The organism is Streptomyces hydrogenans (genome assembly GCF_014656075.1).
Lineage (GTDB): Bacteria > Actinomycetota > Actinomycetes > Streptomycetales > Streptomycetaceae > Streptomyces > Streptomyces hydrogenans.
Map to the genome: position 1 here is coordinate 1 of NZ_BNBS01000007.1, position 11568 is coordinate 11568.

Consider the following 11568-nt stretch of genomic DNA (forward strand, 5'->3'; position numbering starts at 1 on the left):
TAATAGGCCGAGGGCTTGTCCTCAGTTGCTCGCGTCCACTGTGTTAGTTCTGAAGTAACGAACTCCCAATCCGGTTGGTTGAGTTCAACTTCATAGTGTTTCGGTGGTCATAGCGTTAGGGAAACGCCCGGTTACATTCCGAACCCGGAAGCTAAGCCTTTCAGCGCCGATGGTACTGCAGGGGGGACCCTGTGGGAGAGTAGGACGCCGCCGAACAATTTTTAGCCTCAGCCCCAGGACTTTTGTCCTGGGGCTGAGGCATTTTTGCGTTCTAGGCTTGGCACATGCGCTACGACCTGGTCATCTTCGACAACGACGGCGTGCTCGTCGACAGTGAGCCGCTCTCCAACCGGCTGCTCGCCGGCCATCTCACCGAACTCGGGCACCCCACCACCTACGAGGACTCCCTTCGTGACTACATGGGTGCCGCCATGCACCGGGTTCACGACGTCATCCTCGAACGGACCGGACAGCGGCTTCCCGAGGACTTCGACACCGCCTTCCACGCGCGGGTCTTCGCCGCGTTCCAGGAGGAACTGGAGCCGGTCGACGGTGCCGTGGAGGTGCTGAAGCGGCTGACGGCCGCCGGGGTGCCGTACTGCGTGGCCTCCTCCGGGAGCCACGAGCGGATCCGGGTCGGGCACCGGAAGACCGGGCTCGATGCATGGTTCCCCGAGGAGATCGTCTACAGCGCCGAGGACGTCGGGCGGGGCAAGCCGGCGCCCGACCTCTTCCTCCACGCCGCCGCGCGCAGGGGAGTGGCGCCCGAGCGGTGCGTCGTCGTCGAGGACAGCCGACTCGGCGTCCAGGCCGCCGTGGCCGCCAGGATGGACGTGTACGGGTTCACGGCGATGACCCCGGAAGACCGCCTGACCGGGGCGAAGGGGTTCTTCTCGCGGATGGAGGAGCTGCCCGCGATATTGGGTCTGTGATCCATCTACCCATCGGTAGGTGACGGCCCTACGCTGAGCCGCCATGACCGATGTACGGCTGCGGCGGGGGCGGGCTTCCCTGGCCTTCAGTTTCTTCGTGCAGGGCGTGGCCTTCGCCCTCCTCGTGACCCGCATACCCGGGATCCAGGACCGCTACGGGATCTCCGACGGGTTGCTGCCCCTCTTCCTGGCCGCCGTGCCGATCCTCGCCGGCGTGGCGAGCGTCGCGACGGAGAAGGTCGTCGCCCGCGTGGCGCCCTCCCGGGTGCTGCGGTGGTCGCAGCCCGTCGTGCTGCTGGCCCTGTTGGGCGTCGGCGCCGGCGACGCGCTGTGGATGGCCGCCGTGGCGCTCGGGGCGTTCGGGCTCTCCGTCGGCGCGCTCGACGCCTCCATGAACATGCTGGGCGTGAGCCTCCAGCGGGCGTACGGCCGGAGCATCATGCTCGGCTTCCACGCCGCGTACAGCCTCGGCGGGATCGCCGGGGCCTCGCTGGCCTGGGTGGGGGCCCACTGGCACCTGTCGCTGTTCTGGTCCTACCTCCCGGTCGTCGTGGTGCTGGCGCCGCTGGCCTTCCTCGGCAGCCGTCGATACGTCGACGGCGAGGCCGTCCGGGACGGTGCCGCGGCCGGGAAGGGCGGGGTGCTGTCCTTCCGGCTGCTGCTGCCGCTGTGCCTGGTGATGACCTTCGCGTACATCGGGGACTCGACGGTCTCCAACTGGTCGGCGAAGTACCTCCAGGACGTGCTCGGCAGCTCGGAGGAGGCGGCGACCGTCCCGTACAACGCGTACATGGTGACGACGCTGCTCGGGCGGGCCGTGGGCGACTTCGGGGTGCGGCACCTCGGGGCGTCCGTGGTGGTGCGGGCCGGGGCGGTGCTCGCGGCGTGCGGGTTCGCGCTGGTGGCGGTCGCGCAGTCGGCGTGGGTGGGGATCGCGGCCTTCACCGTGCTGGGCCTCGGGCTGAGCGTGATCGTGCCGCAGACCTTCGCCGCGGCCGGGCGGCTCTTCCCGGAGAACAGCGACGCGGCCGTCGCCCGGCTCAACGTCTTCAACTACGTCGGCTTCCTCGTCGGCTCGCCGCTCGTGGGGGCGCTCGGGGACGCCTGGAGCTACCGCGGGGCCATGGTGGTGCCGATGGTGCTCGTCCTGGTGACGGTGGTGTATGCCACGTCGTTCGGCGCGCGGGAGGCCCGATACGGTGGCGGGCATGAGCGGCCGCGCACTGTTGATGTGGGATGAAGCTGTCACGGGGTACGACTTCGGGCCCCAGCACCCGATGGACCCGGTGCGGCTCGCGCTGACCATGGGGCTGGTCCGGGCCTTCGGGCTCGACCGGGAGGTCGACGTCGTCGCCGCCAAGCCGGCCGGGGAGTCGACGCTGCGGCTCGTGCACCGCGAGGACTACGTGGCCGCCGTGAAGGCCGCCTCGGCGGATCCGCGCCACGCCGACCAGGCGTACGGGCTCGGCACGGTCGACGACCCGGCCTTCGAGGGCATGCACGAGGCGTCCGCGCTGATCGCCGGCCAGTCGGTGGCGGCGGCGGAGGCCGTGTGGCGGGGCGAGGCCGAGCACGCCGTGAACTTCTCCGGCGGCCTGCACCACGCGATGCCCGGCGGGGCCGCCGGGTTCTGCGTCTACAACGACGCCTCGCTCGCCATCGCCCGGCTCCTGGAGCTGGGCGTCGAGCGGGTCGCGTACGTGGACGTCGACGTCCACCACGGGGACGGGGTGCAGGCGGCCTTCTGGGAGGACCCGCGGGTCCTGACGGTCTCCCTGCACGAGCACCCGCGGACGCTGTTCCCGCAGACCGGCTGGCCGGAGGAGACCGGGGCGCCCGGGCCCGGCGAGGGCGGCGCGGTGAACGTGGCGCTGCCGGCCGGGACCGGGGACGCGGGCTGGCTGCGGGCCTTCCACGCGGTGGTGCCGGAGCTCCTCGCCGACTTCCGGCCGCAGGTGCTCGTGACCCAGCACGGGGCGGACACGCACTTCGACGACCCGCTGGCCCACCTGGCCGTCTCGCTCGACGCGCAGCGGGCCGTGCAGGAGGCGTGCCACGAGCTGGCGCACGCGTACGCGGACGGGCGGTGGGTGGCGCTGGGCGGCGGCGGGTACGCGGTCGTCGACGTCGTCCCGCGGTCGTGGACCCACCTCGTGGGGATCGCGGCGCACGCGCCCGTCGCGCCCGAGACCGTGATCCCGTCCTCGTGGCGGGACGAGGTGTACGCGCGGACGCGGCAGCTGGGGCCCGGGCGGATGACGGACGGGCGGTGGCCCGTCGACTTCCGCGACTGGTCGGCGGGGTACGACCCCGCGGACCGGCTCGACCAGGCGGTGATCGCGACCCGGAAGGCTGCCTTCCCGCTGCGCGGGCTGCTGGCCTGAACTGCCGGTCTGTTACGCCAACTGTGCGGTGTACGGCGGATTTTGACGTTCCGGCAGAAGTGTTCCGGCAGCATCGGAAGGGTGTTGAGTACCGGGGCGCTGCGGGCGCATCTGTTGGCGGCGGGGTTGGCGGGGACGGTGGCGACGTCGCGGGAGGAGAGCCTGCGGAGCTACCGGCTCTTCGCCGCGCGGGACCCCCGGGTGACCCTGGGGCTGACGCCGGCCGGGGGCTGGGACGAGGCCGCGCTGCTGCGGCTCATGGCGGAGAAGTGCGGGGTGTCCGGGGACCCTGCCCACCGCTCGGGGCCGGACGTGATCGATCCGGAGCGGACCCTGCGCGGTCTCGACGCCTTCGCGGGCCGGCTCGCGGTGGCCGCCGCCCGGCGGGCTCCGGTGCTGTTCGGGACGGGGCATCCGCACCGGCTGCTCGGTTTCTACGTCGCTCTCGCAGACGCTCTGTCGGCGGCGGGATGTGACGTACTCACCCCGGCGCAGGGGAGATGTGTCGACATAACGACCCGGTTCGGTCTACGCACGTACGTCCTCGACTACGTACGCGGTGTCGCGTTCGTGCGGGAGGCGGGGCCGCCGGAGGGCGGGCGCGAGCAGGGGGCGCACTCCCACTCGGCGCTGCCGGTGCGGGCCGTGCTGGAGAGCGCGGCGCAGGCCGGCGGGCCGCTGCCGGAGCTGGTCGTCGGGGACCACGGCTGGGTCTGCGGTGCTGGTCAGCTGGGTATCGAGGCGATCGGGCTGGCCGACACGGACGATCCCGCGCTCTTCGTGGGGGAGGCCGAGGGGCAGGTGGCGGTGGCCGTCCCGCTGGATGACGGGGTGCGCTCGGCGTACTACCGTCCCCTCACGCGCTATGTACTCAATCGAGCGTGTCTGTCACGGTAAACGGGCGATAGGGGCTCCTCTTCCCCACTCGTACCACCCGCCCCTAGTCTGATTCGTGAGCGTTCGACGACGAAGAGTCACCGGAGGGGAAGCCGGTGGGCGTCGCGGCGGAAGGTACAGGTGGGTCATGGCTGCTGGCGATCGGCCTCTCAACGAGGTCAAGTTCCTGACCGTGGCGGAAGTCGCCGCGGTGATGCGCGTGTCGAAGATGACCGTGTACCGCTTGGTGCACAGCGGTCATCTGCCGGCGATCCGGGTGGGCAGGTCCTTCCGGGTCCCGGAACAGGCGGTTCACGCGTACCTGAGGGAGTCGTACGTGGGGGTGGGGACCGCGTAACGGGCGCGCGGTCGACCCGCGGCCGAACGGCCGGTGAGCCGGGTCCGCCCCTCGGATTACGAGTGCGGCGCTCATGCCGGTAGGCTAGGCCGACGTAGGTCGTGTGGGCCCAGACGCCCCGCACCAGTGAGAAGAAGTGAGCGAGGGTAGTCGTGGGCTCTGTTATCAAGAAGCGGCGCAAGCGGATGGCCAAGAAGAAGCACCGCAAGCTGCTCAAGCGCACGCGCGTTCAGCGTCGCAACAAGAAGTAAGCGGCGGCCGCGCGAGCGGTTTCCCGTGCGTGAAAAGGCGTGGCCCCTCACCGTCATCGGTGAGGGGCCACGTTTTCATTGCGCCGAAATGCTCAGGCGCTACGGTGGCGGCTACGGAGTGACTCCAGGGAAATCGGACGGAAGGCGCTGATCTTGGGCAAGGTCGTGCTCGTCACCGGTGCGGCCCGGTATCTGGGGGGCCGTTTCGTGCGGCGGATCCAGCGGGACCCCGAGGTGGAACGGGTGGTGGCCGTGGACGCGGTCGAGCCCGGGCATGAGCTGGGGGCCGCCGAGTTCGTCCGCGCGGACATCCGCAGGCCGGCCATCGCCAAGGTGCTCGCCGAGCACGAGGTGGACACGGTGGTGCACCTCGACGTGACGGGGACGGCGCTGGGCGCCGGCGGCCGGACGTCGGTCAAGGAGACCAACGTCATCGGCACCATGCAGCTCCTCGGGGCCTGCCAGAAGTCACCGCGGGTCGGCCGGCTGGTGGTGAAGTCCAGTACGAACGTGTACGGCTCCGCGCCCCGCGATCCGGCGGTCTTCACCGAGACGACCCCGGCGAAGTCGCTGCCGAGCGGTGGGTTCGCGAAGGACGCGGTCGAGGTCGAGGGGTACGTACGGGGCTTCGCCCGACGGCGGCCGGACGTGGCGGTCTGCGTGCTGCGGTTCGCGAACATCCTGGGACCGCGGGTGGAGTCCCCGCTGACCGAGTACCTGTCGCTGCCGGTGATGCCGACGGTCCTGGGCTACGACCCGCGGCTGCAGTTCGTCCACGAGGACGACGTGATCGACGTGCTGCGCCTCGTGGCGCAGGAGCCGCGCCGGGCGTCGCTGAACAGCGGGACCTTCAACGTGGCGGGCGCCGGGGTGCTGCTGCTCTCGCAGTGCGCGCGGCGGCTCGGACGGCCGACGGTGCCGGTGCTGCTGCCGGCGGTGACCTGGGTGGGCTCGGCGCTGCGGACGGTGGGGCTGACGGACTTCGCGCCCGAGCAGATCCGGCTCCTCACGCACGGGCGGGTCGTCTCGACCACGCAGATGCGGGAGGTCCTGGGTTTCCGGCCGCGGTACTCGACGGCGGAGGCGTTCGCGGACTTCGCGGCGAGCCGGGGGCCGGGCCTCCTGCCGCCGGAGCGGCTGGCGGGGGCGGTGGACCGGCTGGCCGGCCGGCTCGCCCCGGACGCCGCTCCGGTCCCTTCTCACGACTCTCACGACGGTGCCTGAGGAGCAGCGACAGCGATGGCGGACGCCAAGGTGATTCCTTTCGACGACGACCGTTCGCGGGCCCGGCGGCGGCCGGGTCGGCCCGAGGAGCCGTCCGGTCCCGAGAAGGGGCCGGCGGCGGTACGGGCGCTGCCGGGCGCGCGGGAGGTGCCCGCCGCCCCGGACCCGGAGCCCGTGGCGGAGCCGGTACCGGAGGCGGAGCGGGCGCCGGAGGGCGCGGGGGCCGGCCGGACGGACTGGGAGCGGCGGCTCGCGGGCGGGCTGGCGTTCCTGCGGCGGCGGGTCACCGGCGAGTACGAGGTGGACGAGTTCGGGTACGACGCCGAGCTGACCGACCAGGTGCTGATGTCGCTGCTGCGCCCGCTGTACGAGAAGTACTTCCGGGTCGAGGTGAAGGGCGTCGAGAACATCCCGGAGAAGGGCGGGGCGCTGATCGTCGCGAACCATTCCGGGACGCTGCCGCTGGACGGGCTGATGATGCAGGTCGCGGTGCACGACCATCATCCGGCGGGCCGGCATCTGCGGCTGCTCGCGGCGGACCTGGTCTTCGTGCTGCCGGTGGTCAACGAGCTGGCCCGGAAGGCGGGGCACACCCTGGCGTGCGCGGAGGACGCGGAGCGGCTGCTGCGGGCCGGGGAGGTCGTCGGCGTGATGCCGGAGGGCTTCAAGGGCATCGGGAAGCCGTTCTCGGAGCGGTACAAGCTCCAGCGGTTCGGCCGGGGCGGTTTCGTCTCGACGGCGCTGCGGGCGGGGGTGCCGATCGTGCCCTGCTCGATCGTGGGCGCCGAGGAGATCTACCCGATGATCGGGAACGCGAAGACGCTGGCGCGGCTGCTCGGCCTGCCGTACGTGCCGGTCACGCCGACCTTTCCGTGGCTGGGGCCGCTGGGGATGCTGCCGCTGCCGACGAAGTGGACGATCCAGTTCGGCGAGCCGATTCCGACGGACTCCTATCCGCCGGAGGCGGCGGAGGATCCGATGCTGATGTTCAACCTGACGGACCAGGTGCGGGAGCAGATCCAGCACACGCTGTACAAGCTGCTGGTGCAGCGGAGGTCGGTCTTCTTCTGATCCGCGGTGCTGCGCGGGCCGGAGGATGGACGAAGGGGCGCCCCCCGTCCGTGGGGGCGCCCCTTCTCCTTGTCAGCGAGCGTCCTCGCTGTCGATGCCGAGGCCCGGAAGGAGGCCCGGCAAGAGGGGTGGGATGGTGACGTCCGGTGGCGTGGGGGTCACCTGGCTGTCCTCGGGGGCGGGGGGTGTGCCCGTCGGGGACGGCAGGAGGCCGCCGGTGTTGCCGCCGAGGAGTCCGTCGTCCTCGGGGGAGGTGGTGCCGCTTTCGGCGCCCGGGCTCGGGGTGGTGCCGGTGCCGGTGGTGCCGCCCGTGCCGCCGCCCTGGGTGGTGCCCGAGGGGCGGGGGGTGGCGGAGTGGCCGTCCTGGGTGGGGGTGCCCTGGGTGGCCGGGGGCTGCTGGGTGTCCGTGCCCTGCTGGTTCTGCCGGGCGGTGGGGCTGCTGCTGGAGCCGCCGGGGGCGACCGCGCCCTTCTCGAGGGTGCGGGGCAGCACCGACTGGAGCGGCTCGACCTCCTGGTCTATGGCGTCGAAGACGCCGCTGACCTCTTCGCCCACGTCCGTGAGCTGGACGGGGAGGCGGTCGCGCAGGCCGTTCCAGGTGTCGCGGTGGGCCTGGGCGAAGGAGTTCAGCCGGGCCATGGGGGCGATCTGGCCGTCCCGGTCGTAGGCCTGGCGGAGCAGCCGGTGGCCTTCCTCGGCGTCGTGCTTCATGCCGCCGAGGGCGCGGCGGATCTCGCTGAGGGACTCGTGGTCGAGGTCGCCGGAGCGGGCTCGCTCCATGAGCCGGCGGGCCTCGCTGAGCCGGGTGGACGCCTGGTCGAGGTAGATGCCCCCGCGGTCGGCGTCGTCGTCGGCCATGCCCAGCTTGAGGTCTTCCATGCCCCGCTTGAGCCCGTAGAGGGAGTCACCGGGGAGGGCGTCGGAGCTGGCGGCTGCGACGCCGCCGAAGGCTCCGGCCGCGACGCCGACGGTGAGGCCGCCGGCGGCGAGCCCCTTGGTCCAGCGGGACCGTGGGCGGAGCTTCCGCAGCGGGGAGGCCCGGTGGGCGCCCCGCGTGCTCCGCTGCTCCGGGACGGTAGGGCCCGCGCCGGCCGTCCCCTGGGCGAACATCGCCTCCATGGCGGCCACGAGCTGCGCTCGCTGCACCACCTTGACCTCGGGGTCGAGCTCTGGTTTCGGCAGATCGCCGAGTCCGCTCGCCAAGGCCAAAAGCCGTCCCTGGTCGCCCGTGTCGGCCGGGGCGTCTGGCCGTTCGGCCGCCTCGCCCTCGGGCGTCCGGTCCTCCAGGGCCTGGGCGAAGGCGTTCGCCCGCCGGTGCACGTTCGCGATCACTGGCGGCACCTCCTCTCGTCATGACGTTCGACTCCCCGGGGGGTCCGGAAGGTTGCCCTCCTTGAGCTGATCCACACGAACGAGTGAGGAGCAGCGAGCAGGGCGTGACCACAGGGAGCCTGCATTTCGCACAACGAGCGGCGCGGCACTTGGGTTACGCGCGAAAGATGATCGGACCAGTGCGTCATCGAAGCGTCACCGACTGTGATGTGAGACGGGCAGTGGTGGCGTGGGGGGAGAGATATGGGTGAGGGGGACAAGTGACTTCACGGGGGGAGGGGACAGGGGGAGGGAGGGGAACGGCGGCGGTCGGCGGCCCGCGCTAGCGGGCGTCCTCGGGCAGGAGCCGGGCCAGGGTGCGGACGGCGCGGTACTGGAGGGTCTTGATGGCGCCCTCGTTCTTCCCCATGACCCGCGCGGTCTCGGCGACCGAGAGGCCCTGGAGGAAGCGGAGGGTGACGCACTCCTGCTGCTGGGGATTGAGGCGGCGGACGGCGTCGAGCAGCGCGGCGTTGGAGAGGGACTCCAGGACGGAGTCCTCCGGGCTGCGCTCGACCTCGTTGGCGTCGAGCATCTCGCCGGTGGTGACCTCCAGCCGGAAGCGGCTGGACTTGAAGTGGTCGGCCACCAGGTTGCGCGCGATGGTGACGAGCCAGGCGCCGAAGTCGCGTCCCTGCCAGGTGAAGGTGGAGATGCGGCGGAGGGCGCGCAGGAAGGTCTCGCTGGTGAGGTCCTCCGCCGTGGCCTTCCCGCCGACGCGGTAGTAGATGTAGCGGTAGACGGTGTCGCTGTACTGGTCGTACAGCCGGCCGAAGGCCTCGGCCTCGCCCGCCTGGGCGCGCTCGACCAGGTCCATCATGCGCGCGCTGTCGCTGTCGGCGGTGGGGCGTCGGGCGGCGGTCGAATTGCCCGAGCCGCCGCGCGCGCCCCTTCTGCCGACGGCGGCACCGCCGTCGGCCAGGGCATAGCAAGGGCCGGCCGGTGCCGGTGCGGCGAAGGCGAAGGCGGGCGCAGGACCGACGTACGCGGTGGGGACGAAGCCACGCAAGTGGTCGAGGACCGTTGCGCGCAGCGTAGCCAGGCCCGAGGCGTCAACCCCGACGTGTGGGTACACGGGACTCCCAGAGGCAGAGCTTCCATCACGTGCAGTGCGGATCCATTCACTCGTCGTGACGACGTGAGGGTTCCGCTGTGCGTCTGAGGAGAATAACGCTTCGTACAGGCAGCGCTACACCCAGTTGCTCAAATCATCGATTACGTCGCTTCTGTTACCGCTTGCGGGCGGATCAAGTCGCAGTTCGTGACCGGTTATTGATCGATTGACTTCCGAGTGTGATTGCGTCGGCGTTGCGTTGTGCTCATGTGCGGTAGGGGAGAGTGATCCGGGCCGCTCCTGGGTAAGGGCGCGGGAATGCCCGGGAGTCGAGGCGTGCCGGGCTGTTCGATCACGGACGGGTGAGCCCCTCTGGTCCGCGGTTGTCGTACGTGATCGCAGCCGAAACGTATCGCCACGGGCGTGGCGCGCCCGGAACGCCGGGAAGTTCGGATACGGGGGCGGTCTCCCGCCGCTCCGGGGGCCCGCGTTGACCGGGCCCGGAGCGGCGGACCCGGGTCGGCGGGGCCGGGTCAGCGGCGGCGCCGGTGGAGGGCGACGGCGGCGGCGGTGCCGACGGCGACGGCGCCGAGACCCGCGGCGGCCGGGATGCCGATCTTGGCGGCCTTGCGGCCGGTCCGGTAGTCGCGCAGCCGCCACTCGCGGTCCCGGGCGTGGCGGCGCAGCTTGGTGTCGGGGTTGATCGCGTACGGGTGGCCGACGAGCGACAGCATCGGGATGTCGTTGTGCGAGTCGCTGTAGGCGGCGCAGCGGGCGAGGTCCAGGCCCTCGGCGGCGGCCAGCGCCCGTACCGCCTCGGCCTTGGCCGGGCCGTGCAGCAGTTCGCCGACCAGTCGGCCGGTGTAGACGCCCTCGACCGACTCGGCGACCGTGCCGAGGGCGCCGGTGAGGCCGAGCCGGCGGGCGATGATCGTGGCGGTCTCGACCGGGGCGGCCGTCACCAGCCAGACCTTCTGGCCCGCGTCGAGGTGGGCCTGGGCCAGGGCGCGGGTGCCCGGCCAGATCCGGTCGGCCATGTACTCGTCGTAGATCTCCTCGCCGATCGACATCAGTTCGGAGACGCGGTGGCCCTTGACGATGGAGAGCGCGCTGTCGCGGGCCTCCTGCATGTGGGCCGGGTCCTCGACGCCGGCGAGCCGGAACCAGATCTGCGCCCAGGCGAAGCGGGCGAGTTCACGACGCTGGAAGAACTTCCGCTTGTACAGGCCGCGGCCGAAGTGGAAGATCGCGGCGCCCTGCATCACGGTGTTGTCGAGGTCGAAGAAGGCGGCGGCCCTCACGTCGCCGGCGACGGGGAACTCGGGCTCCTCGGGCTCGGCTTCGGAGGCGCGTGCCGCCTCCAGGGCGGCGGCCTCCTCCTCTCTCTCCTGTTCCAGCTGGAGCGAGGTCTTGCGGGCCGCCTCGGCGGCGGCCTCGCCTGCCAGGACGCTGCGCGCGGTGGCGGAGCGCCTACGGGGGGTGAGCCATCCCAGAGCGGCCATGTCTGGAGCATAGCCAGTCTGTTCGGTACTTCCCGACTTGTGGGGATGCCGTGGTGTGAACAGTGCGGGTCCCCACCGTTGCCGGGCGGGACAATGGACGGCATGTTCGGACGTGCGAAGAAGAAGGACGCGGCCAAGGACCCGGCCGCGCGGACCGTGACGCTGATCGGGAAGCCGGGGTGTCATCTCTGCGACGACGCCCGGGCGGTGATCGAGGCCGTGTGCGCCGAGACCGGGGCGCGCTGGGAGGAGCGGGACATCCTCCAGGACGAGGCGCTGTACAAGGAGTACTGGGAGCAGATTCCCGTCGTCCTGGTCGACGGCGAACAGCACACCTTCTGGCGGGTGGACGCGGAGCGGCTGCGGCGCGAACTGGGTGCGTGACCGAAAGCCGGTTACCATCATGGACGTTTTGTTGGCATTCGGGGGCCACGTCGTGAGGAGTGTGTGCGGCTTTGCCCCCTTCGGGATCTCAACGCGTCGCACGGTGCGGCGGTTCCACGGCGACGAGAACCGGTCGCGTGACCCCGGTCACTTTGGCCGGA

At 71.5% G+C, this 11568-nt stretch carries 12 protein-coding genes and 1 rRNA gene; 10 read left to right on the top strand and 3 right to left on the bottom strand.

The annotated features are described in order from the left end of the window. Positions 1 to 99: 99 nt before the first annotated feature. The 9 genes from rrf to IE321_RS05115 all read left to right on the top strand — a co-directional run bounded on the left by rrf (position 100) and on the right by IE321_RS05115 (position 7096). A 5S ribosomal RNA gene (gene rrf / locus IE321_RS05075) occupies positions 100 to 216 on the top strand. 68 nt (positions 217 to 284) lie between these two features. Beyond that, positions 285 to 932: an HAD family hydrolase gene (locus IE321_RS05080; RefSeq protein ID WP_190221925.1), complete on the top strand. Its 648-nt coding sequence runs from the start codon at positions 285 to 287 to the stop codon at positions 930 to 932. 43 nt (positions 933 to 975) lie between these two features. Next, positions 976 to 2172, top strand: a complete 1197-nt coding sequence (locus IE321_RS05085) for an MFS transporter (protein WP_043226840.1) — start codon at positions 976 to 978, stop codon at positions 2170 to 2172. Then, positions 2141 to 3316 carry an acetoin utilization protein AcuC gene (locus IE321_RS05090; RefSeq protein WP_043226842.1) on the top strand — a complete coding sequence of 392 codons (1176 nt, stop codon included), beginning with the start codon at positions 2141 to 2143 and terminating at the stop codon, positions 3314 to 3316. The genes IE321_RS05085 and IE321_RS05090 overlap by 32 nt, the downstream gene beginning before the upstream one ends. An 81-nt stretch (positions 3317 to 3397) precedes the next feature. Then, a complete protein-coding gene (locus IE321_RS05095) occupies positions 3398 to 4213 on the top strand; it encodes a phosphatase (RefSeq protein ID WP_190221926.1) in 816 nt (271 codons plus the stop codon). Between the two features lie 127 nt (positions 4214 to 4340). After that, positions 4341 to 4550 carry a helix-turn-helix domain-containing protein gene (locus IE321_RS05100; RefSeq protein WP_030495139.1) on the top strand — a complete coding sequence of 70 codons (210 nt, stop codon included), beginning with the start codon at positions 4341 to 4343 and terminating at the stop codon, positions 4548 to 4550. A 152-nt stretch (positions 4551 to 4702) separates the two neighbouring features. Further along, positions 4703 to 4801 (top strand): 30S ribosomal protein bS22, encoded by a 99-nt coding sequence (locus IE321_RS05105; RefSeq protein ID WP_003948845.1) that lies wholly within the window; start codon positions 4703 to 4705, stop codon positions 4799 to 4801. 153 nt (positions 4802 to 4954) lie between these two features. Beyond that, a complete protein-coding gene (locus IE321_RS05110) occupies positions 4955 to 6025 on the top strand; it encodes an NAD-dependent epimerase/dehydratase family protein (protein ID WP_051842413.1) in 1071 nt (356 codons plus the stop codon). 15 nt (positions 6026 to 6040) lie between these two features. Continuing rightward, positions 6041 to 7096 carry a lysophospholipid acyltransferase family protein gene (locus tag IE321_RS05115; RefSeq protein ID WP_043226844.1) on the top strand — a complete coding sequence of 352 codons (1056 nt, stop codon included), beginning with the start codon at positions 6041 to 6043 and terminating at the stop codon, positions 7094 to 7096. A gap of 72 nt (positions 7097 to 7168) precedes the next feature. On the opposite strand, the gene IE321_RS05120 is transcribed toward IE321_RS05115, so the two are convergent. From IE321_RS05120 to IE321_RS05130, 3 genes are all read right to left on the bottom strand, one after another. After that, the gene (locus IE321_RS05120) at positions 7169 to 8428 is read right to left on the bottom strand and encodes a DUF5667 domain-containing protein (protein ID WP_043226845.1); all 1260 of its coding nucleotides are present in this window, start codon (positions 8426 to 8428) and stop codon (positions 7169 to 7171) included. A gap of 322 nt (positions 8429 to 8750) precedes the next feature. After that, a complete protein-coding gene (locus IE321_RS05125) occupies positions 8751 to 9542 on the bottom strand; it encodes an ECF subfamily RNA polymerase sigma factor, BldN family (protein ID WP_063766070.1) in 792 nt (263 codons plus the stop codon). Between the two features lie 512 nt (positions 9543 to 10054). After that, complete coding sequence (locus IE321_RS05130; protein WP_190221927.1) at positions 10055 to 11023, bottom strand: HAD family hydrolase; 969 nt, start codon at positions 11021 to 11023, stop codon at positions 10055 to 10057. A gap of 93 nt (positions 11024 to 11116) precedes the next feature. On the opposite strand from IE321_RS05130, the gene IE321_RS05135 reads away from it, so the two are divergent. Then, positions 11117 to 11407, top strand: coding sequence for a glutaredoxin family protein (locus IE321_RS05135; RefSeq protein ID WP_043226849.1), 291 nt, complete (start codon positions 11117 to 11119; stop codon positions 11405 to 11407). The last annotated feature ends 161 nt before the right edge of the window (positions 11408 to 11568 follow it).